The sequence below is a fragment of the Roseofilum sp. KMC-1 genome (assembly GCF_057802075.1).
This window is the reverse complement of record NZ_CM173605.1, coordinates 3,810,721-3,832,828: the sequence shown is the minus strand read 5'-3', so window position 1 is coordinate 3,832,828 and position 22,108 is coordinate 3,810,721. Positions and strand designations below refer to the sequence as shown.

The following is a 22,108-nucleotide window of genomic DNA, read 5'->3' as shown; positions in this document are numbered from 1 at the left end:
TCTGAGAGCAGAGCCTTTTTGTAAGATCGGTGATGGTAAAATTAGGATGATGAGTGATTCAGTGGTAGAAAATGCAATGACAGAGGAGCTAGAACTGGCTGCTCCCAATTACACCCATGAGATCGAAGGGGTCATCAGCACGATGATTCCTGAAGGTCAGACGGTGCAAGCGGGCCACGATCCCCAGCAAGGGTATTTATGGAAATTCCAATATGGTTCAGTTCAGGTGTATGTACAACTGACGGGCCAAACGGATGAGGATACCTTAACAGTCTGGTCTTATGTTCTCTCTTTACCCGCTAAAGAGGAACCTAAGTTGATGCGTAAGTTGTTAGAAATGAATTGGCTGACCACGTTTGAGGCCCATTTTGCCATTGTCGATAACCGGGTGGTGGTAGTGGCCACGCGCACGGTGGCGGAATTATCCCCTGGGGAAATTGCGCGAGCGATTACGTTGGTAGCGAATATTGCTGACGATCATGATGAAGCTTTGATAGCTGAGTTTGGACAGTAGGGTTGGTTGCGCTTTGGCGGTTTATTCCCTTAATTGAGGAGTCTGGACGATCGCAAATGGCGATCGATCGCTGGCTCTGGAAACAGCATCAGCAGGGCCATCAGCCACCTAGCTTGCGGTTTTATACCTGGAATCCCGTGACGATTTCTTTAGGATATCACCAGAAGCGCTGGCCTGAGTCTTGGCAAGCTTTGCAGTGGCAAGGAAAACCAGTAGAGCAGGTGAGGCGACCTACGGGGGGGCGTGGGGTTCTCCATCAGGGTGATTTAACTTATGCGCTGGTGTGTTCGGGTCGGTTTGCGAATCGGGTAGCCGCCTATGAACAGATTTGTGAGTTTCTGATCCGAGGATGGCGATCGCTCGGTTTTGAATTACACTATGGTTCAGCCGGTCGCGGCTATGCCCAAGTTCCTAACTGTTTTGCCACCGCTACAGGAGCCGATTTAGTCTTAGATTCAGGCTATAAACTCATTGGTAGCGCCCAAGTTTGGCAGGGTTCCACCGTTCTCCAACATGGCTCTATGCGGCTTAATCCCGATCGCCAACTCTGGCATCAAGTCTTTTCTGAATCGATCCCAGAAGCCCCACCCAGTTTAGCCGATCTCAGTCTTGACGATCTCATCAATACCTTTACCCAAGCAGCCGGTCAGACCTTCGAGATGGAGCTTGAGCTACAACCCTTATCAGAACAAGAATGGGCAGAGATTAGAGCGCAACCGAGCCTAAAATAGTCATTGATATCTGTAGGGGCGAACGGCCGCTCGCCCCTACTTGCGTAGGAGATTAAATCGCGCCCGTACCACTGAGTCCCAGGATTACCCCAGCACCAAGGATATGACCTAAGCTGGTGGTCGCCAGTAATTCAGCCATTCCCATGCCACCAAAGAAGGGGCCAGCAGGCAGGCCAGGGCCAACACCTTTTTGTTGAATGGTGAATTTACCAATGGCGATCGCTAGAATATTGCAAGCAATCATAATCAGTCCAATATTAAGAGACCATTCTGAGGTCATGGGTCTTTCGCTCCTTAATCCCGGTAAAAAGTCCTCACTATTATAAGAACCCTGCTGACAAAAATTTATTTTTGTGTCATTCCTTAAAGTTTATTAAAATTTTGATACAAAATTTCCCAAACCCGGAGCCAATATGCGCGTTAAAATCTGCGGCATTACCCAAGCCCAACAAGCCGTGGCGATCGCCGAGTTAGGAGCCACAGCCCTAGGATTCATCTGTGTTTCCAGCTCTCCCCGCTACATCGAACCCCAACAAATCCAACAGATCTCTAACCAACTGCCCCCATCAGTAGACCGCATCGGTGTATTTGTCAACGCCACCCTAGAGCAGATCTACCACACAGCCACTTTAGGCCATCTCACCGGAATTCAACTCCATGGTGACGAAGACCCCTCATTTTGCCAAACCCTGAGCCAACATTTACCCCAAATTGAACTGATCAAAGCCTTTCGAGTCCGCACCCCTGAAACCTTAAATACCATTCATGCCTATCAAAACTCTGTCCATACCCTGCTCTTAGATGCCTATCATCCCCACCAATTCGGCGGAACCGGCCAAACCCTAAATTGGCAAAACTTAATCAGCTTCAGCCCCCCCTTACCCTGGTTTCTCGCCGGAGGATTAACCCCTGATAATATTCAACAAGCCTTAGAGCAGATCTCTCCCCAAGGCATTGATTTATCCAGTGGAGTTGAGCGACAACCGGGGGACAAAGATCTAGAGAAAGTGAGCCGCTTATTTCAAAGACTGGAAAGACTGGGTAGATGCACATCCAATCTCAACCTCTGAGTACCCGCAGAATCAGAGGAAAATCCAGAATCCCTTTAATCTTCTATCTTATTGGGGGGTTCAAATTTATAACCCACACCGCGCACCGTTTTAATAAACTGGTGTAGCCCATCCCCTTCCAGCTTTTTACGAATTTGGCCAATATGCACATCCACAACCCGTTGATCCCCTTGGTGTTCATAGTCCCAGACTTGGCTAATTAACTCTGAACGCCGCAAAACCTTTGTGGGGTTACTGGCCAGCACATGAAGCAAATCAAACTCTAAAGCCGTTAGCAGCACGGACTCCCCTTGTAAAACTACCTCCCGACGTTCGGGATCGATAGACAACTGACCATGGGTAATCAGTTGACGCTCAGGAGTCGTCACCGTGCGCTGACGCTTGAGCAGAGCTTCTACCCGATATTTCAGTTCTTCCACACTAAAAGGCTTAGTGAGGTAATCATCCGCCCCCTTTTCAAAGCCAATAATTTTATCCGATGTATCCGTGCGGCTCGTGAGCATCAACACAAAAACATCCGTTAAGCTTTGCATCTCTTGGCAAAGATTGTAACCTAGTGCATCCGGTAAATTAACATCTAAAATCACTAGATCCGGGCGAAACTGCTTGAACTTTTCCATGCCGGTTTTCCCGTCAGGAGCATCTTCGAGTTCATAGCCATGTTTACCCAAATAGCGAAAGACTAGATTACGAATTGCAGGATCATCATCTACGACAAGAATCTTGGCTGAAGCCATATTAATAACCTTGTTCTATAAACTTGCGAGTTGACAAACAGACCCAAGACTGGCAGTTTCGTCATCAAGTGTATCTGGCCATGGTGGCTCTGTGGTACAGGTTTTCCGTTAGACTAACGGCAGCCTAAGCCTCACGGCGGGTCATTCCTCAGTTAATCAACATGGGGCGATCCGCCGCCGATCAGCTTAGATTCCTTAATTATCGACCGTGATTGCTTGCGTAGCCAACTCTATTAAGAATTATGTTAAAGTGGCACTAATAAAATAGTGCAAAAACTTTAGGCTAACATGGCAAGCACTGCTAATGGGGTCAACTCTTGAGTCGAGAAACCAGGCTTGTGTAACCTGGAAGTCTATGCTCCTACGACTCCTCGATCAGAGCGCTGAATGATTGTGAGGGAATTAAAAAGAAGATGAGTGACAAAAGTCCTTATGAAACCTTGGGGTTAACGGAAGATGCCTCGTTTGACGAAATTCAACAGGCCCGTCAGAGCCTCACGGATCGACACAGTGGCGATCGCCGACAAGTGGAAGCCATTGAGACTGCCTATGATGCCGTTCTCATGGATCGTCTCCGACTACGGCAACAGGGCAAACTAAAAGTTCCCGATCAAATTCGGTTCCCCGAAAAAACAACGGTAACCGAACCCAAGCCTGCTATAGCTCCCCCAAATTCGATGCCCAACTGGTTGCAGTCCTATCTGGATACTCCCAGTCAGGCCGATATTCTTTTGCCTATGGGAGTCTATTTAGTATTAATGACCTGTGTTGCCCTCCTGCGCCCTACCCAGGATAGCCAGTCGCCTCTCCAAGTTACGCTTCTGGCAGGCGTAGTTGCCAGCATCTACTTTCTCAACCGCAAAGAACGAAAATTTGCCCGCTCAGTTTTACTGACAGTGGGTGGACTGATCTCCGGTTTGCTTCTTGGGGGCATCTTAGGGGCAGGTTTAGCCAATGTCAGTCAAGTCAACAGCGATCAGTTTGCTGCTGTCGTTGCCTTCTTTGTTTTGTGGTTAGTCAGTAGTTTCTTGCGTTAACGGCATCATTGAAAATAATATGGCGAAAACAACGAGCCGCGCCCTCTCCAGGGCGGCTTATTATTTTCATGCTTAAAATTCATGCTGTATCAATCGGAGTTAGATCTTGCCTTCCTCTCGTATTTTGATCCAACAAGATCCCAAACGCTATCTAGTCCCCGAAGAACTCACCTCATTACTAGAAATATTAACCGGCCTCTTAGATTAGTTTCAAAAACTGTATTAAACTAAAAAACTACTCCTAATCCGATCCGTAACTGCATGTCTGAACTATTGCAATCTTTCCTAGATTCCGAAAAACCCAAACATAAAACCTTTGAACTTCCCGGTTCCTATCCCCACTACACCCCCGATCGCCCCGGACAAGTCGAACATATTTTCCTAGATTTAGTCCTAGACATTCCCCAGTCTCGATATAGCGGTTCCTGTACCCTCCATCTCAAACCCATTCGTAACGGTATTCAAACCCTCACCCTAGATGCAGTAGATCTAACCATAGAGAGTGTCAAAATCAACCACAAAACCCAAAATTTTGACTACAATGGTCAACAGCTCCACATCCATCTAGACCCCCCCACCCAAATTGAACAAACCCTAGAAATCCAGATTACTTATCGCGTCGAACATCCCCAAAGAGGACTCTATTTCATTCATCCTGATAGTCACTATCGAGACAAACCCACCCAAGTCTGGACTCAGGGAGAAGATGAAGATTCCCGCTACTGGTTCCCCTGTCTAGACTATCCCGGACAACTCTCAACTTCAGAAATTCGCGTCCAAGTCCCTGCTAAATTTACAGCCATTTCCAATGGGGAACTCATCGACACCAAAACCGAAGGCGATACTAAAATTTATCATTGGTTTCAAAAAGAAGTTCATCCCACCTATTTAATCACTCTAGCAGTGGGTGAATTCGTAGAAATCAAAGATCAATGGCAAGATAAACCTGTGACTTATTACGTGGAGAAAAGTCGCAAAGAAGATGCCCAAAGAAGTATGGGAAAAACTCCCCGAATGATCAACTTTTTTAGCAATATCTTTGATTATCCCTATCCCTATCCCAAATATGCCCAAGTTTGTGTGGCTGATTTTATCTTTGGGGGCATGGAAAATACCTCAACAACCCTGTTAACCGATCGCTGTTTACTCGATAAACGCTCCTTACTCGATCATCCCTTCACCGAAAGTTTAGTCGCCCATGAACTCGCTCACCAATGGTTTGGCGACTTAGTAGTGATTAAACATTGGTCTCATGCTTGGATCAAAGAAGGGATGGCTTCCTATTGTGAGGTGCTGTGGACAGAACATGAATATGGCTCAGAAGATGCCGCTTATTATTACCTCAGAGAAGCCCGCAGCTATATACAAGAAGATAAAACTCGTTATCGTCGCCCCATCGTCACCCATGTCTATCGGGAGCCGATTGAACTCTATGACCGCCATCTGTACGAAAAAGGAGCCTGTGTCTATCATATGATGCGGGCAGAATTGGGGGATGATTTATTTTTGAAGGCGATGCAAACCTTTGTTCGCAATCATGCCCATGGTACGGTAGAAACAGTGGATTTATTGCGAGCGATTGAACAAGCGACAGGACGCAATCTCCTGTTTTTATTCGATCAATATGTCTATCGTGGAGGTCATCCCGATTTTAAGGTCAGTTACAGTTGGGATCATGACCATAAGCTGGCGAAGGTGACGGTGGTACAAACCCAAGCTAAGGGGGATGAAAAAGCTTTATTTGATTTGAATATTTCCATAGGCTTTAGCTCTGTTGTGCCTTCAGAAAAAGAGGGTCAAAAGCCAGAAATTCTGCTAACCTCCCATACCGTTAGGATTCATCAACTGGAAGAGAGCTTTTATTTTCCCTTTGAAGAGAAGCCCAGTTTTATTAGTTTTGATATCGATAATTGCTATCTAAAAACGGTGGCTTTAGATTATCCTGTGGCGGAGTTAAAGGCTCAGTTATCTTACGATCCTGACCCCATTTCTCGGATTTATGCTATTAGTGCTTTGGTGAAGAAGGGAACTTTGCCGGTGGTTCAAGCTTTGGCTGAAGCGCTGAAAACGGAACCCTTTTGGGGGGTACGGGTGGAAATTGCTAAGGGTTTGGGCAAAATTCGCCTGGATCAGGTGTTTGAGTCTCTGTTACCGGGTTTGAAAGATTCAGATGCGAGGGTTCGCCAGGCGGTGGTTGAGGCTTTAGGGAGTATGAAAACGAAGGCGAGTTATAAGGTGCTGAAGTCGGTTGTGGTTAATGGCGATCCGTCTTATCAGGTGGAAGCGGCGGCGGCGAAGGCTGTGGGGGCGATCGCCGCTATTAAGGATGAGGATCTGCCTAAACCCCGTAAGGCGATCAAGTTGCTTAAGAAGGTTTTGGAGACTAAAGCGGGTTGGAATGAGGTGGTTCGTGGTGGGGCGATCGCCGGATTAAGTCAAATGAATCGGTCGAAAGCAGCTTTAGAGCTGATTCTAGACTATACCCAAGCCGGTATTTCCCAACCTCTACGGTTAAGCGCCATTCGTGCCTTGGGTACGGTATCCTCCGGTCAAGAGGAAGCTCAGATCGAACAGGTATTAGGGCGGTTAGAGGCTCTATCGGCTGAGTCGTTTTTCCTCACACAGATGGCAGCGATCCAAGCTTTGGGAGGGATGAAAACTTCAAAAGCGATGGAGATTTTGCAAAATATCGCCGCTTCAACCTCAGATGGTCGGGTGCAGCGTCGTGCAGAAGAAGCGGTGCAAAAGGTGCAGAAGGCGATCGGCTCTGATAGCGCTCTGGAAACCCTACGGCAAGAAGTCGAGCAGTTGAAGAAAACCAACCAAACCTTAAAAAGTCGAGTTGAAGCATTAGAAGCTAAAGGATCGTAGCTCTTAATTAGGGTGGCCAATGAACAACAGCAAGCAGGGATAACTTCCAAAATTCCCTGTTTTGCCCTGTTTTTGTCCCGATGATCACTGATCCCCAAGGACTTTAGATTAACTTTATATTTCTTAACTTAATGTTAATTTAAATCACACCCAAACTTCACCCGGAAATGTCATGATGGATACAGAAATAAAAAAACGATTTCAAAACTGCTTCATTCATTTAAAACTCAGAAAAGGAAAAAACGATGAAACTCTCTTATCGTGGTATAGAATACGACCATAAAAATCTCCCAATCGAAGGACAAGAAGAAGATATCATTGCCAAATACCGGGGTCGTACTTATCGGGTCAATCGCTATCCCAGACACCTTCCTGTGCCTCAAGCCCCCATGGATCTGAAATATCGCGGACTTGAGTATAAAACTCATCAATGTGAAGAGCCGACCTATCCGAGTTTACAGCGTCAGTCCCGTCAAGTCCGGTCAGAAAGAGCAGAATTGCCGGTTGAACTGGCCGCGACCCATTGTCAGAATATCCTCAAAAGTTTGGAACACCGTCTGCAAGTGGCTAAAGAAAAAGGCGATCGCACCCTAGTTTCCCAATTGGAACGGGAACGCAATGAACTCTACAATGGCGAGTTTTGCACATTGAGCTTTCAATAACTTGCCCCCATTTTAATCCCCTACAATCCCTTGGTAAAGCAACCAGGGGATTTTCGGTTTTAGAGTATTAATTCACAATGATGAGATTAGCCTAGTCCCCATCCTGACAAACTGTAGGCCAATAAAAGGGTAAATATCGCCCCCAATGCCGTATTGATGATGTTTACCCGCTCATTGGTTAGCCAACTGATTTCGCTCTGTAAAGTGGCTCCGATCAAACTTTCGATGTTTGTGGCTAAAAATGCTGCCACTAGGCAATAGAGGACACCCAGGAGGCTAATCAGACCCACTAACCAACCCACTAAGGCAAGGGCGATCGCCCCCACTATTCCGGCTAGGGTTCCCTCTAGGCTAACTGCACCCTCGGTTCCCCGCGCGACCGGTTGCAAGGTAGTAATCAAAAAGGTGCGTTTTCCATAAGCTTTACCCACCTCAGAAGCGCAAGTATCGGAGAGTTTGGTGCTAAAACTGGCCACATAGGCTAAACCTAACCAGGGAATGAGTTCCTCTGGCCCCCCTTGAACCTGAATCAACAATACTCCCACAGCACAGACTGCACCCACCAAAGCAGACCCCCAAACATTTTCCGGCCCCCTCGCACCAGAGCGTTTTTCGGCAATTCCTTCAGCTTCTTTTTGGGCTAAACCGATGCGAGTGACTCCCGAACCGACGAGGAAATAAAACCCGACCACCGCATAACCGGGCCATCCCAGGGTTCCCCAGACGAGTACCCCCAAAATCCAAGCATGAATCACTCCTGCCAGGGTTAACAATTTTTTCGGTGCTAATGCCACAATGGTTAATAAGACCGTATTTAGAATTACGGCAATCATCCAGGGATTGGAGAAGATGGTTAAATCAGTCATTGAGGATAAGGCTTAGAGTATGGACAGCGTGTTATTTCATCTGGCGTTTCCCGTGCAAAATCTGGAAGAGACCAAAGCCTTTTATGTGGAGGGTTTGGGCTGCCGAATGGGTCGAGAATCGCGCCATGCTCTTATTTTAAGCTTGTATGGCCATCAGTTGGTGGCCCATGTCACGGATGAACCCTTAGCCCCACAAACGGGTATTTATCCCCGTCATTTTGGCTTAGTGTTTCCCCAAAAGCCGGATTGGGATGAGCTGTTGCAGCGATCGCAGGATCGGAATTTACGCTTCTTTCAACCACCTAAACAACGGTTTCCAGGGCAATTAACGGAGCATTTTACCTTTTTCTTAGCCGATCCCTTTGAGAATTATCTAGAATTCAAGCATTACTGCCACCCAGAAGCCATTTTTGGAGCGCGGGAAATGACTGCTGTGGGCGATCGCACTTAATGATCTTCACTGACCATCTGCTGTTCTCAAAACTTCAATCTTAGGAAAATCATACAAATTTTGTAGGGGCGAAGGGCCCTTCGCCCCTACAAGGGTTTAAGAAGGCAACAATTAACCCACTAACGCCTTCACCTTATCCATAATGCCAACGGGGTCAATACCTTGATAGGGAAACTGTTCCCACAGTCCGCCACATCCTTCCTTATGCACACCCAAGTAAGCAAACTTAGGCGTTAATCCCCGCTCCAATAACCAGGAACCAAACCGGCTACCTAAACCGGTTTTGCGGTTAAAGGATTCAACCACCAAGACAAAGGGAGAATTACCGACCTTAGTCATCATCTCTTCATCAATCACATTGAGCGTCGATTTATTAATTAAACCGACATCAATTCCTTCTTGCTTCAACCGCTCAACCGCATCCAGAGCGCGATAGAGACCATCGCCAAAACTGACAATATAACCGGCAGTTCCTTCACGAATGACTTCATCTTTACCAGGGGTAAAGGTATAGCCATTGCTATAGAGTTCTTTACCTTCGCTATCCAGTAAGAAGGGAACTTTGGAGCGAGTCGAGAAAATAAACCGCAGTCCGGGTTGATGGAAAACCGCTTCCACACAAGCCTTCATTTGTCCAGCATCGGCGGGGAAATAAACCCTGGTTTCATAGCCATCATCTAACCCATTATCAGCAAATAGATTATTGATGCCGAAGTGACAAGTATTATCTGCCATATCATCAATTCCCGCATGGGAGAAATGACAGAGGAGGTTGGAATAGTTGAGGCGAGCCATGGTGATTTCGGAGATGCACATCTCCAGGAAGGCGCTAAAGGTAGCAAAAATGCCTTGCTTGCCTTTCTCCATGCCAAAGCCAGCCGCCGCAGAGAGGTTCCCCCGCTCCATGATGCCGCCACTGACAAAGATTTCGGGGTGAGCTTCATGGATTTTGTTTAAGCCACAGGAGCCTTCTAGGTCACTATCGACACAGAGGACATTTTGTTTGCGCTCGTCTTCGCTCATGCGTCCGAGGATGGAAACAACCGCGTCACCGAAGACGTTGCGGTTTGAGCCAAGTTTGTCGCTAGAACCGAGGAAAGTGTAGGTTTGTTTGGGTTGTTCAATCGCCTTGAGGTATTCAACGGCGGCGGTATGACCCCGTTGTTCTAGGTATTGGAGAGCCAGTTTTAAGGAAATGACATCATGACCATGATTTGAGCCTTCGAGTCCTTCAATACCGGGACACATGGGGCGCTTGTTGATGACGGCTACGGGGCCGGGGGTGTTGATGGCTTCGCAGAGACGACTATAGAGGTCATCAATGTCTTCTCCGTTGCCTTCGAGAATTTTTACGCCATGGCCGGCGAGGGTTTGGGCAACGCTAAATCCGGGTAAATACTTGGAAGGATTACCCGCAATGGTGACATCGTTATCATCAATGATCAGTTTGACATTGATGTATTGGGCGACGGCTAACCGGGCGGCTTCTGCGTCGTTTCCTTCTTGTTGGGAACCATCGGAGCCGAGACAGAAGACGGTTTTGCCAGGGTTGGCGAGGGCGACTCCGTTAACGTAGGGCCACATATGACCTAAGCGCCCGGAACTAAATTTTACACCAGGGGTGAGACCGAGTTCGGGGTGTCCGGGGAGATGATGATGGGCTTCGCGATAGTGGAGGAGTTTTTCGGCTGGCATGTCGCCGTTAAGGACGGACATGAGGTACTGAGTGCCGACGCGGTGTCCGGCTTCATCGAAGAAGATGGGGACAAATTTATCGGGCGCTCCTCGAAAGAAGGCATCAAGGATCATGACTTCGGGTACGGTGTCGTAGGGGCCGCCAGTGTGTCCACCGACACCTCTAGCTGCACCAGTGGCGGTGAAGAAGATGAGGGTGTCCCGACAGAGTTGGATGTTGTATTTGAGCGCTTCCCGTTGTTCGTCAGTGAGGGTGGGTTGGCTGGGGTCGAGGGTGAGGGGTTTGTAGCTATTGATATCAATAGCGAAGTTATCGGCAATAATGGTCATAAGGTTTTGTTTAGTTGGATTGATTAAAGGCCAGTCGGCCACTAGAGTACCAGGAAACGGGATAGGGGGATAGGGGGATAGGGGGATGGGGAGATGGGGAGATGGGGGGATGGGGGGATGGGGGGATGGGGAGATTGCTTAGGGGCGCGGGGGGTGACAGAATAGGGGAATAATGTTTAGCGATGTTGTTAGGGTTGAGTTATGAAGTTGGAGTTTAAAGTGCCGTCGATGGTGTGTGAGGGTTGTGTGGATACGGTGAAGAAGGCGATCGCCAAAACTGATAGCGCTGCCCAAGTTGAGGTTGTCCTGGAAACTAAGGCAGTGATGGTGGACACTAGCTCGTCTATGGAGGAGATCCAGCAGGCGATCGCCGGTGTGGGTCATACGGTAGCTTAAGTTATGACTTCTCTTAAGTCGGGATGGTTGTCTAGGGTGATGGGGCGATCGCCGAATTTGTCGATGCGGTTAATGGCGATCGGCATTGTCATTACCCTATTTTTCCTGATTGTTGCCTTATTTACACCGGTTTTCCAGGCTTGGGGATGGTTGCAAGACCCCACAGAAGCGCTGATGAACCCCCCTCAAGCGCCCCCATCTGCCCAATATTGGTTTGGTACAACCCGGTTGGGCTATGATGTGTTTTCTCGGACTCTGTTTGGAGCGCAGGCAGCTTGGAAGGTGGTGATTTTAGCTACGCTCTTGAGTATGCTGGTGGGGGTTCCCTTAGGGTTGGTGAGTGGCTATAAGGGGGGGAAGTTCGATCGCCTGGTCTTATTCGCTATGGATACTCTTTATACTCTACCGGGCCTATTATTGTCGATTACGTTAGCGTTTGTGGTGGGTAGAGGAATTTTCAATGCGGCGATCGCCCTGAGTATTGCCTATGTGCCCCAATATTATCGTGTCGTTCGTAACCACACTATCAGTGTTAAGACGGAACTATATGTCGAAGCGGCACAAGCCATGGGAGCTTCAACTTGGCGTATTCTCACCCGCTATTTATTTCTGAATGTGATTCAAAGTGTGCCCGTCCTATTTACTCTCAATGGAGCTGATGCGATCATGACTCTAGGGGGGTTAGGTTTTCTCGGTTTGGGGTTACCGGAAGAAGTCCCGGAATGGGGACATGATCTGAGATTAGCGCTAGAAGTTCTGCCTACAGGGATTTGGTGGACTGCGTTTTTTCCTGGTATGGCGATGACGTTGATGGTGGTGGGGTTATCTTTGCTCGGTGAAGGGTTGAATGAGTGGGTGAACCCGAAGTTACGCCGTCAGACGTGAGATCAATGAACAATGAACAATTAACAATTATAGCGCTTCGCCCTCGTCTAGTTACAAGTTAGAATAGAGAATGTACAACTTTCGAGAAGGTCTACTCGCGATGGCAAGCGCTTATAGTCAAAAAATCCGAATACGGGCCTTGGAGCTGATATAGCAGTGAAAGGGAGAGTTAGGACATAATATAAAGATGAAGTTAGCGATCGTGAGATGATGCCATCAGCTTATAGTATAGACCTAAGACATAAAGCCGTAGGGGCCTATGATAGAGGAGAGCGTAAGAGCGATGTGTGTAAAACATTTGACATCAGTCGCAACACCTTAGACCTGTGGCTTAAACGTCGGGAGGAAAGGGGGAACGTGGCTCCTGTGACCTACCGTAGAGGGCCAAAACCGAAAATCAATGACCTGAAAGAGTTTGAAGGGTTTGCCAAAGAAAATGGACATCTAACTCAACAAGAAATGGCCCAGAAGTGGTCAAGTCGAGTAAGTAGAGTGCTGATAGGACAAGCACTTAAGAAAATTGAGTTTACGCGAAAAAAAAACATACCTGTACCAAGAGAGGAAGGAAAAAGACAGAGCAGAGTTTATAGAGAAGCTCAAAGGGTATGCCCAAGAGAGATTAGTATATGTGGATGAAGCGGGTATAGATGATACCATAGATTATCCTTACGGTTACTCTCATAAATCCCAAAGATATGTAGCAGAGAAATTAGGACATCGGCAGAAGAGAATTAGTGTGGTTAGTGGGTGGAGACAAGGAGAGATTATCGCCCCAATGATGTTCGAGGGTTACTGCAACAGCCAAGTGATCTGTAAATGGGTAAAAGAGTTCTTAGTACCTGAATTAATACCGGGGCAGATGGTAGTGATAGATAATGCCAGTTTCCATCCTCAAGCAAAAATCAAGGAATTAGTGAGTCAGGCCAGATGTGAGGTGATATTTCTACCCACTTATTCCCCGGATTTGAATAAAATTGAACACTTTTGGGAGCGCTTGAAGAAAGAGGTTGGAAAACTTAAGCACAAGTGTGAGTCTCTTTATGATGCGATCATAGAAGCTTTTAAGATTCTGTCCTAACTATCCCTTTCTTTGCTATACATCCAGTCCCTCACCCACCCCAACCCCAACTCCCTCAGTCAATATTGTGGTGGAAGTGGCTGGAGCGTTTCAAGGCACTAATGGTAATGATATCTTCTCTGGTACAGCCTCTAGTAATGTCATCTTTGGCTTAGATGGCAACGACCAAATCAATGCTGATGCAGGAAATGATACCACTAATGGTAATCGCGGTGATGATACGGTCAATGGCAGCACAGGCAACGATACCTGTAATGGCGGTCAAGGGGATGACCAAGTGAACGGCGGCGATGGCAACGATCGCGGAGATGGCGATCGCGGCAATGATATGGTTAATGGAGATGCTGGAGAAGACCAACTCACCGGCGGTGAAGACAATGACACCCTCGATGGCGGTGCTGATAACGATCGACTCTTCGGCGGTCAAGGTAATGACTTGATCAATGGTGGCGCAGGTAATGATGTGATTAGCGGTGACTTCGGTACAGATACTCTTATCGGTGGTGCAGGTAATGATGTGTTTGTCCTCCGCACCAGCACCGCAGCAGCAACAGCCGCCGCAGCAGATATCATTTTAGATTATCGTCCCGGCGATACCATTGGTCTAACCGGTGGTATTACCCCCAATAACCTCACGCTTACTGTGGAAAATGGCAACACCATTATCCAAGTCACCAATAATGGCGTAACCTCTGTTTTGGGTATAGTCAATGGTGTGGCTCCAGCACAGTTGACCTTCAGCACTGCCAATATTCAGGTCAATATGACTGGGAATGTTTCGGTAACCAGTAGTCTGTTTGTCGGGGGCAGTATTTCCGGTCAAGAGTTTGCAGTTGGTGCAACTGCATTCGCCAGCGTTGACTTTACCAACTCGTTGACCTTGGTCTAGTTTGGGGTTTGGGGATAGGGAATAGGGAACAGGGAGTTCCCCCCATTCCCCCATCTCCCCATCCCCTCAAGCATCAACCGTGCGCCCTTTTTGCGGGAAAATGCCCGCCGGACGGATTTGCAAAAAGGCAATAATGAAAGCAAACACCATCACCTTCGCCATGCTCGTGGTGGCGAAAAAAGTAAAGAAATCAGCAATGGGTTGAATCGGAGTGGCGACTAAGGCCAGAGTGCCCGAACCGATGAGATAATTTAATGTACCAATAAACAGGGCAGCGACTAGACTACCGACTAATTTACCCACACCGCCCACGACAACCACCATAAAGGCATCGACAATATAATTTTGTCCCGTATTCGGCCCCACAGAACCGAGTAAACTAATGGCACATCCGGCAACTCCCGCTAACCCCGAACCCAGGGCAAAGGTGAGTGCGTCTACTTGGTTGGTGGGAATGCCTAAGCAGGCACTCATGGTGCGGTTTTGAGTGACGGAGCGGATGCGTAAGCCCCAGGGCGATCGCTGTAAAAACACATAAATTCCCACCACACAGATCACCGTCAAGCCCATAATAAAGAGCCGAGCGTAGGGGAGTTGGAAGTTGATAATGGGAATACCTCCCCGTAACCAAGAGGGGGCAGTAACATCCACATTTTGCGCTCCAAACCAGGGTTGAGTGACTGTGAGCTTGAAGATATTGCCGAGAATTATCCCTGTGGTAATGGCGATACCCGCAGATAGGGGTAAGAGGATGGCGATCGCCCATTTGCGGATCTGCTCAAAATTGGCACGACGAGAGATGAGCCACCAACCCCCAAAAAATAAGATACAAAATACCCCCAGTCCAGCCACCATTTGCCCACTCACACTGCGGACAAACTGTTGTAAAATTAGGCTCACGCCCCAGGTTGCTAACAGGGTTTCTAGGGGGCGGCCATATAAGAACCGAATTACGCCCCGCTCTAAGATAATTCCCATCACTGCGGCCACTACAAACGCCGCAGGCAAGGCAAAAAAGATATAAACTTCAAAAAATTGATCGCCCATAGCCTTAAAGCCATTTTGCACCACAAACGTGGTATAGGCTCCCAGCATCATCAACTCGCCGTGAGCCATATTAATCACACCCATTAAGCCGAAAATAATCGCTAGACCTAGGGCAGCAATGAGTAAAACTGAGCCAATACTAATCCCGTTAAAAATTCCTTCGAGTAATAGTTGCACTGTTTTCTCCCATCTAATGAATAATTAATAATGAACAATGAACATAGGGTGCGTTACGCTGTCGCTAACACACCCTACGGGATTTGTCTGTTCCGCTAACAATTATTAATTGTTAATTCTAAATCTTGTACTTGCCTCCTTTCGCTTTATCTGACCAGTCACAAGCAAAGCCTTTAGTTTCAGCGACAAACTGGTTCCAAGGAAGGGGAGCAACCGCACTATCGGTCGCATTAACAATTTCAAACAAACCATCATCGCGCACTTCTCCGATGCGTACCCACTTGGATAAATGATGGCTATTATTCATCATTACTGGCCCTTCTGGAGCATCAAAGGTTTGACCATAGGCAGCTTCACGAACTGCATTCAAATCATCCGCCGTTCCCGCAACTTCTACGGCCTGTTTCCAGATATGTACGCCAATATAAGCCGCTTCCATGGGGTCATTGGTGACCCGATCGGCTCCATATTTCGCCTTAAAGTCAGCCACAAATTTCTCATTGGCTGGGTTTTCTACGGTCATGAAATAATTCCAAGCCGCATATTGCCCCTTGAGATATTCCACACCGATCGCCTTAACTTCCTCTTCTGCAATACTCACCGACATCACCGGATACTTATCTGGAGTCAGTCCAGCCCCTTGCATTTGCTTAAAGAAGGCCACATTACTATCCCCATTCAGGGTATTGTAAATTACACCACCATCCGGGAGTGCTTGGCGAATTTTAGTAATAATGGGGGTCACTTCCGTATTCCCCAAGGGTAGATAATCTTCTCCTACCGTGGTTCCTCCTTTAGCGGCCAGTTGCTCTTTAATGATGGTATTAGCGGTACGAGGGAATACATAGTCAGAACCGACTAAGAAGAATTCTGTCCCTTTTTCTGCTAATAACCAATCCACAGAAGGTTCAATTTGTTGGTTCGGCGCAGCACCGGTATAGAAAATATTCTTGGAGCATTCCTGCCCTTCATACTGCACAGGATACCAAAGCATATGGTCTTTTTCTTCAAAGACGGGTAACACTGCCTTGCGACTGGCGGAAGTCCAACAGCCAAAAATAGCTACTACTTGGTCTTGATCGATCAATTTTCGGGCTTTTTCAGCAAAGGTGGGCCAGTCAGACGCACCATCTTCGACAATTGCCTCGATTTGCTTACCTAATACCCCACCCATGCTATTGATATGCTCGATCGCCAGTTGAGTGGATTCGACCACACTTTTTTCACTAATGGCCATGGTTCCACTCAGGGAGTGCAAAATACCGACTTTAATCGTATCCCCCGCAGTTGGGGCAGGACTGTTACTTTCCTCGACTGGGAAAGCCTCATCTGTAGTTTCCTCAGTTGTTTCTGGGGGACTGCCACAAGCTTTGAGTAAAAAACTCGTACCTACGGCCGCAGAACCGTAGACGAGAAACTTACGCCGACCAATACGATGTGCCATACGGTTACACTCCTCTTACCTGAGTTAAGAAAACGTTAAGTAATCTGCCAAAGAATTAATTCTAATCGAATTCGATCGTTTTTGTGTGGTTTAGACTACAAAACTTTTCTGGTTCTTATGAATCCTGTTTTAGCCCAACTCCAGGGTTGTCCCTTTCCGATCGAGCATCAGGGATAAGGTGTCCACATGGAAGCCATGGGTTTTCCAGGTTTCTACCATGGCGATCCCCACATCGGCCGCTCGATCTCCCTGGACTAAAGCGATTAAGGTGGGGCCAGCGCCACTAATGGCTAACCCTAGAGCGCCTGCATCTAGGGCCGCTTCCTTAACCTCATCGTAACCGGGAATTAAACTTTTACGATAGGGTTGGTGAATGCGGTCTTCTAGGGCCCGTTTTAACCATTCTGGGTTACCGGTTTCTAGGGCCCGCACCAATAAACCCACATGACTCATATTAAAAATGGCATCTTGGCGATCATACCCAGTGGGTAAAATCTTGCGTGCGTCTGCGGTGGATAACTCAAAATTGGGAATGGCAACTACAGGAATAAGACTCTCATGCCAGGGAATATCGCAGATCACCCAACCGCTTTCCCCGGTAGTGGCTAGACAACATCCTCCTAAGAGAGCTGGAACCACATTATCGGGGTGTCCCTCTAGGGCGATCGCCAATTCCATCACTTCCGTTTGCTTTAAGGGACTGCCTGCCCAATGATTCGCTGCCACAAATCCGGCGACAATGGCGGTGGCTGAACTGCCTAATCCCCGCGCTAAAGGGACTTCCATATCAATCTCAATCTTTACCCCTGGGGTTTTCTTCCCTAAGTGGTCATAAAACCGCTTAAAGGCTTGATAGACCAAGTTATCAGCCTCGGTTGTCAGGTGCATGACATCAATTCCCTGGATATCGATTTCTAGGGAACCCTGACCCGGAAGGGGGGAGAAGCGAAACTCGTTATACAATGTTAGCGCTGCCCCCATACAATCAAAGCCTGGGCCTAAATTGGCTGTGGTTGCCGGAGTTCTTACGGTCACTGCCTCCACCATAATTTTATGATTACTCCTCTTGAGATCATTAGATAGTCCATCCTCCATTAAAGCAAAGGATTCGGGAATGGGGGGATAGGGAGGGGGAGATGGGGCAGAAAGAGGGTTTTTCGTTTTTGATTTTTAATCCCATGATATTAATGATTAGCCTGAGTATATCGGCCATAATTTGGGTGATTTTACTCTGTTTTTGGGGAGGATTTTGGCGGGCGAATCAACGGTTGGAGGGTTCGGTTCAGGGCGATCCTGAGCAGCAGGGGGGGGAATATCCCCAGGTGGGAATTATTATTCCCGCTCGGAATGAAGCTGAGGCGATCGCCCGAAGTTTGCGATCGCTGGTTAATCAGGAGTATGCTGGGTGCTATTCTATTCTGGTCATCGATGACCACAGCACCGATGATACCGCTATCCAAGCTCAAGCCTTTGATGGGGTGACGGTGATTTCTGCCCAACCTTTACCCTCTGGATGGACGGGGAAACTCTGGGCGATGGCACAGGGGGTAAATTCCTATCAAGCTCAAAGTTCTCTGCCAGATTATTATCTATTCACCGATGCCGATATTGAACATTCTCCAGGGCATTTAAGCCAATTGGTTCGCAAAGCCCAAGGGGAGGATCTAGAGTTAGTCTCAGTGATGGTTAAATTACACTGTGAAAGCATTTGGGAACATCTGCTGATTCCTGCTTTTGTGTTCTTTTTCCAGAAACTCTATCCTTTTGCTTGGGTGAATAATCCTGGTAAATCTACGGCTGCGGCGGCTGGTGGTTGTATTTTAATTACTCCTGAAGCTCTAACCCGGATTGGAGGCTTGCAGAGCTTGCGCGATGCTCTGATTGATGACTGTACCCTGGCTCAAGCCGTTAAGTCTACGGGTTCCGGGCGCATCTGGTTGGGTTTAAGCGAGACAACTTACAGCTTGCGGGCTTATTCTAGTTTAAGGCCGATCTGGGATATGGTGGCTCGGACGGCTTTTACCCAACTGAATTATTCTCCTTGGTTTTTGCTGGGAACGCTGTTGGGGATGGGGCTGGTGTATCTGTTGCCCGTGGTGGGTTGGGTATGGGGTGTGGGGGCTGGTGTGCCGGTTTTAACAGCGATTGGCGGCTTGACTTGGGGCTTGATGGCGATCGCCTATTTCCCCACTGCCAAGCTCTATCACCAATTTCCCTTAACCGGTTTGGCGCTACCGGCGATCGCCTCCTTTTATCTGCTCATGACTCTAGACTCAGCTTTGCGTCATTGGCAAGGACGGGGTGGGGGTTGGAAAGGACGAGTCTATTAAATGGTTTTAGGAATTAAAACGTGATCGCCAAAAAACGGGCAACTCCGAAGCTGGTAAAGGACGACTCATAAAATAGCCCTGAATTGCATCACAATCATAGGAGCGCAAAAACTCCTGCTCCCCTTCCGTTTCCACCCCTTCAGCAATCACCTCGAACTTCAATCGGTGAGCCATTTGGATAATCGCCATTGTAATCGTCGCATTCTTCGGATTGCTATCAATGCCAGACACAAAACACCGGTCAATTTTGAGCGTATCAAAAGGGAAATTCTGGAGATAGCCCAAAGAAGCATAACCTGTGCCAAAATCATCAATCGCAATTTGAATGCCCATGCCTCGGAGTTGGCGAAAGGTATCTAGGGTTTGTTCCACATTTTTAACTAGCAAACTTTCTGTTAACTCCAACTTCAACTCTTCGGGTTTCACCCCAGTTGCTGCTAAAATTTCAATCACTTTATCCGTAAACTTAGGTTTAGTCAAATGACGACCCGAAATATTGACCGACATTTGCCAAGGGGGTAACCCCTGCTGTTGCCATAAAACTTTTTGGCGGCAAGCCGTTTCTAAAGCCCATTCTTCCAAATCAATAATAAAATCTGTCGATTCTGCTAAGGGGATAAACTCAGCCGGAGATATCATCCCTCGTTCTGGAGACTGCCAACGCATTAAAGCTTCTACTCCAATAATTTTCCCAGTTTTTAAACTGATTTGGGGCTGATAATAGAGACAAAATTCTTGATTCTTCAGCGCTTTTCTTAATTCTAGGCGTTGATCTTGTAAATATTGGGTTTGAGCGAGTTCTAATTGATTGACGCGATGGTGGAGAATTTCTAAAATCCCGTAAATTTCAATCGGATCGAGAACTTGAGATAAGCTGCTTTGGGTGACTAATCCTAATAATTCTCCCTCTTCCCCTGTAATCACTAATCGTCTCACCCGCAATTCTTGCATTTTTAGATGGGCTTTGGCAAGGGAATCTTCAGGGGACATGCAAAATAAGGGACTACTCATTACTTGAGCTGCCTGAAGTTGATTTAAGTCTAAATCAATGGACTGAAATTGAACAATATCGCGCTCGGTAATGATGCCTTTAGGAATGAGTTTTCCGGCTTCTTTTTCGGCAATCACCACACAGCTAATTCGATGCTGATTCATTAAGGAAGCCAGATGTAAAATCGAGTCTGATGGAGCAGCAAAAATAATGTTATAACTCATGACTTCCGATATTTTACGGAAGCGTAAAAAATAGCTCAGATTGAGGGCGCGACGGAGACTATTAACGGTGATAATCCCGATGGGATATCCATCAGAGTTGATAATGGGTAAATGGCGGATATGATAGCGACGCATGAGGCTATAGGCGACGAATAAATCCGTAAATTCTGACTCTTTGAGCGTCACCACATGGGTAGTCATCACATCCTTAATGCGTTGATGATTGATGCGATCGCCCGTTACGGCCAATTTGACCAGATCTCGCTCCGTGAGAATACCCACAAGCTGGTTATTCTCAAGTACCAGAACACAACTGGCAGGTTCCTGACTTAACAAGCTGGAGTCATAAATCATACTCACTGGGCAAGTATTTCCATAGGCTTGACTCATTTGCAAGATCGCCTCCGGTAGGGGAGTTTCCGGCCCAGTGACGATCGGTTCTATAATCGCTTTTTGAATATCAATACAGTTATAACTATCGAAGGCAAACATCCCTGTAACCGCTTGCACTTGCTCCTGCTCTAGCATTGCTGTACCACACCAATAATGACTAATTTGCCATAAAGTTTAGTTCGCTCTCCATAGAGATCAATTGCTATCAGCTTACCATCACTACACCTACCCTTACCCTGATAGATTAACCGCTTGTGATCGCCCTGAAAACACTCTTGAATCTGATAAAACACAGAGCGCTTACCCTCCACTGCCACTAAATCTAGAAACGACTCTAAACCCACCAATTCCCCAAACCGATAGCCAAATAACTGGGCTAACTGACGATTGGCATACAAAAATTTTCCCTGCTCCGTAAGAATATATAACCCTAACTGAGTTAAGGAATCTTCTGCGCCCGATGCTTCTTCTGAAGCCATTTCTGGCAGAGGAGGGGGTTCAACTTTTTGATACTCTACATACAGCCGCACATTATCCAACACCACCCCTATTTGTTCGGCTGTTTTCTCCATTAAACTCGCCACTTCTTCCGTAAAATATCCCGGTTGAGGATGCATCAAGGTTAAAATCCCTAAAAGGGTTTGACCGCGAAAAATAGGCACACCTAATGCTGAACGCACCAGATAAGGTTCATTGGGAAGGGTTAACCAGCGATCGTCAGTTTTGGTATCGTTAATTAAGCCAATTGTTCGATTATAATTCACCCAACCCGCTAATCCTTTATCTAAAACTTTGCCAATAATCGCTTGTTTTTCATCCCGAATGGTTGCCCCTCGCGCTAAGACACTGGCAACCACTGCTCCCTTTTGATCTAAGAAAAACAAGCTCCCTGCTTCTGCTTGGGTAAATTGAATGGCAATTTTCAAGGTTTGCTGTAATACCGATCGCAGCATTAATGAACCGGTTGAAGTCCGCATTAAAGTCGTAAAGGTGCGGAGCAGTTCGTTCTGAGCTTCAAAAGCTTGGCGATCCTGTTTCAGATCCCGAATCTCTTGATGCAAACGATGGAGTTGTGCGGTTAAGTTATCATTTGGGCGATCGCTCATTTTTCCTCAGTCCTAAAGTTAAGGCGTTTTTGCTGGCGCTGGAGTTGACAAGGTTTCCGGCGACCTATTAATAAAGGGTAGCGCACCTTGGCCCCCCATAACGGTTGGAAAGCGACCATCCCATTTTTCAATCGCTAGTTTTTGCAACAAAATCGGCGTTAGTTTTTTTCGTTTCAGTCTAAGA

The 22,108-nt window shown here is 47.2% G+C and carries 22 protein-coding genes and 1 pseudogene; 13 read left to right on the top strand and 10 right to left on the bottom strand.

Annotated features, from left to right (window positions below):
- Positions 1–49: 49 nt before the first annotated feature.
- A complete protein-coding gene (locus AC3FZD_RS17600) occupies positions 50–514 on the top strand; it encodes a YbjN domain-containing protein (protein ID WP_488740374.1) in 465 nt (154 codons plus the stop codon).
- Positions 515–570: 56 nt separating this feature from the next.
- Positions 571–1,245, top strand: a complete 675-nt coding sequence (locus AC3FZD_RS17595; RefSeq protein ID WP_488740373.1) for a lipoate--protein ligase family protein — start codon at positions 571–573, stop codon at positions 1,243–1,245.
- A gap of 52 nt (positions 1,246–1,297) precedes the next feature.
- Here the strand turns inward: AC3FZD_RS17595 and psaK are convergent, their stop codons facing one another.
- Positions 1,298–1,525, bottom strand: a complete 228-nt coding sequence (psaK, locus tag AC3FZD_RS17590; protein ID WP_283753965.1) for a photosystem I reaction center subunit PsaK — start codon at positions 1,523–1,525, stop codon at positions 1,298–1,300.
- A gap of 133 nt (positions 1,526–1,658) precedes the next feature.
- Here psaK and AC3FZD_RS17585 point away from each other — a divergent pair, with 133 nt between their 5' ends.
- Entirely contained in the window at positions 1,659–2,315 is a 657-nt protein-coding gene (locus AC3FZD_RS17585) for a phosphoribosylanthranilate isomerase (protein ID WP_488737273.1), read from the top strand.
- Between the two features lie 35 nt (positions 2,316–2,350).
- Here the strand turns inward: AC3FZD_RS17585 and AC3FZD_RS17580 are convergent, their stop codons facing one another.
- A complete protein-coding gene (locus tag AC3FZD_RS17580; protein WP_488737272.1) occupies positions 2,351–3,052 on the bottom strand; it encodes a response regulator transcription factor in 702 nt (233 codons plus the stop codon).
- Positions 3,053–3,465: 413 nt separating this feature from the next.
- On the opposite strand from AC3FZD_RS17580, the gene AC3FZD_RS17575 reads away from it, so the two are divergent.
- From AC3FZD_RS17575 to pirA, 3 genes are all read left to right on the top strand, one after another.
- The gene (locus tag AC3FZD_RS17575; RefSeq protein WP_488737271.1) at positions 3,466–4,089 is read left to right on the top strand and encodes a CPP1-like family protein; all 624 of its coding nucleotides are present in this window, start codon (positions 3,466–3,468) and stop codon (positions 4,087–4,089) included.
- 261 nt (positions 4,090–4,350) lie between these two features.
- Positions 4,351–6,960, top strand: coding sequence for a M1 family aminopeptidase (locus tag AC3FZD_RS17570; protein WP_488737270.1), 2,610 nt, complete (start codon positions 4,351–4,353; stop codon positions 6,958–6,960).
- Between the two features lie 245 nt (positions 6,961–7,205).
- Positions 7,206–7,622, top strand: coding sequence for an arginine synthesis PII-interacting regulator PirA (pirA, locus tag AC3FZD_RS17565; protein ID WP_488737269.1), 417 nt, complete (start codon positions 7,206–7,208; stop codon positions 7,620–7,622).
- A gap of 86 nt (positions 7,623–7,708) precedes the next feature.
- Here pirA and AC3FZD_RS17560 read toward each other — a convergent pair whose 3' ends face one another.
- Positions 7,709–8,488, bottom strand: a complete 780-nt coding sequence (locus AC3FZD_RS17560) for a TIGR00297 family protein (RefSeq protein WP_488737268.1) — start codon at positions 8,486–8,488, stop codon at positions 7,709–7,711.
- 19 nt (positions 8,489–8,507) lie between these two features.
- On the opposite strand from AC3FZD_RS17560, the gene AC3FZD_RS17555 reads away from it, so the two are divergent.
- On the top strand, positions 8,508–8,939 hold the full coding sequence (locus tag AC3FZD_RS17555) for a VOC family protein (RefSeq protein ID WP_488737267.1): 432 nt from the start codon (positions 8,508–8,510) through the stop codon (positions 8,937–8,939).
- Positions 8,940–9,050: 111 nt separating this feature from the next.
- On the opposite strand, the gene AC3FZD_RS17550 is transcribed toward AC3FZD_RS17555, so the two are convergent.
- Entirely contained in the window at positions 9,051–10,964 is a 1,914-nt protein-coding gene (locus AC3FZD_RS17550) for a transketolase C-terminal domain-containing protein (RefSeq protein WP_488737266.1), read from the bottom strand.
- Between the two features lie 201 nt (positions 10,965–11,165).
- Here AC3FZD_RS17550 and AC3FZD_RS17545 point away from each other — a divergent pair, with 201 nt between their 5' ends.
- The 5 genes from AC3FZD_RS17545 to AC3FZD_RS17525 all read left to right on the top strand — a co-directional run bounded on the left by AC3FZD_RS17545 (position 11,166) and on the right by AC3FZD_RS17525 (position 14,212).
- Complete coding sequence (locus AC3FZD_RS17545; RefSeq protein ID WP_488737265.1) at positions 11,166–11,360, top strand: heavy-metal-associated domain-containing protein; 195 nt, start codon at positions 11,166–11,168, stop codon at positions 11,358–11,360.
- Positions 11,361–11,363: 3 nt separating this feature from the next.
- Complete coding sequence (locus tag AC3FZD_RS17540; protein WP_488737264.1) at positions 11,364–12,245, top strand: ABC transporter permease; 882 nt, start codon at positions 11,364–11,366, stop codon at positions 12,243–12,245.
- Positions 12,246–12,452: 207 nt separating this feature from the next.
- Positions 12,453–12,881: an IS630 transposase-related protein gene (locus tag AC3FZD_RS17535; RefSeq protein ID WP_488737263.1), complete on the top strand. Its 429-nt coding sequence runs from the start codon at positions 12,453–12,455 to the stop codon at positions 12,879–12,881.
- Positions 12,766–13,323 (top strand): IS630 family transposase, encoded by a 558-nt coding sequence (locus AC3FZD_RS17530; protein WP_488737262.1) that lies wholly within the window; start codon positions 12,766–12,768, stop codon positions 13,321–13,323. The genes AC3FZD_RS17535 and AC3FZD_RS17530 overlap by 116 nt, the downstream gene beginning before the upstream one ends.
- Positions 13,324–13,390: 67 nt before the next feature.
- On the top strand, positions 13,391–14,212 hold the full coding sequence (locus tag AC3FZD_RS17525) for a calcium-binding protein (RefSeq protein ID WP_488737261.1): 822 nt from the start codon (positions 13,391–13,393) through the stop codon (positions 14,210–14,212).
- Positions 14,213–14,278: 66 nt separating this feature from the next.
- Here AC3FZD_RS17525 and AC3FZD_RS17520 read toward each other — a convergent pair whose 3' ends face one another.
- The 3 genes from AC3FZD_RS17520 to thrB form a co-directional block, all read right to left on the bottom strand.
- Positions 14,279–15,436 (bottom strand): ABC transporter permease subunit, encoded by a 1,158-nt coding sequence (locus AC3FZD_RS17520; protein ID WP_488737260.1) that lies wholly within the window; start codon positions 15,434–15,436, stop codon positions 14,279–14,281.
- 118 nt (positions 15,437–15,554) lie between these two features.
- Positions 15,555–16,880, bottom strand: coding sequence for an urea ABC transporter substrate-binding protein (gene urtA, locus AC3FZD_RS17515; protein ID WP_488737259.1), 1,326 nt, complete (start codon positions 16,878–16,880; stop codon positions 15,555–15,557).
- A gap of 129 nt (positions 16,881–17,009) precedes the next feature.
- Complete coding sequence (gene thrB / locus AC3FZD_RS17510) at positions 17,010–17,927, bottom strand: homoserine kinase (protein WP_488737258.1); 918 nt, start codon at positions 17,925–17,927, stop codon at positions 17,010–17,012.
- Positions 17,928–18,058: 131 nt separating this feature from the next.
- Here thrB and AC3FZD_RS17505 point away from each other — a divergent pair, with 131 nt between their 5' ends.
- A complete protein-coding gene (locus AC3FZD_RS17505) occupies positions 18,059–19,210 on the top strand; it encodes a glycosyltransferase (RefSeq protein ID WP_488737257.1) in 1,152 nt (383 codons plus the stop codon).
- 6 nt (positions 19,211–19,216) lie between these two features.
- On the opposite strand, the gene AC3FZD_RS17500 is transcribed toward AC3FZD_RS17505, so the two are convergent.
- The 3 genes and pseudogenes from AC3FZD_RS17500 to AC3FZD_RS17490 all read right to left on the bottom strand — a co-directional run.
- Positions 19,217–20,953: an EAL domain-containing protein gene (locus AC3FZD_RS17500; RefSeq protein ID WP_488737256.1), complete on the bottom strand. Its 1,737-nt coding sequence runs from the start codon at positions 20,951–20,953 to the stop codon at positions 19,217–19,219.
- Positions 20,947–21,924 carry a GAF domain-containing protein gene (locus AC3FZD_RS17495; RefSeq protein ID WP_488737255.1) on the bottom strand — a complete coding sequence of 326 codons (978 nt, stop codon included), beginning with the start codon at positions 21,922–21,924 and terminating at the stop codon, positions 20,947–20,949. Before AC3FZD_RS17495 ends, AC3FZD_RS17500 begins: the two co-directional genes overlap by 7 nt.
- Before the next feature lie 18 nt (positions 21,925–21,942).
- Positions 21,943–22,104: pseudogene (locus tag AC3FZD_RS17490) on the bottom strand (prohibitin family protein); the annotation flags it as partial.
- Between the last annotated feature and the right edge of the window lie 4 nt (positions 22,105–22,108).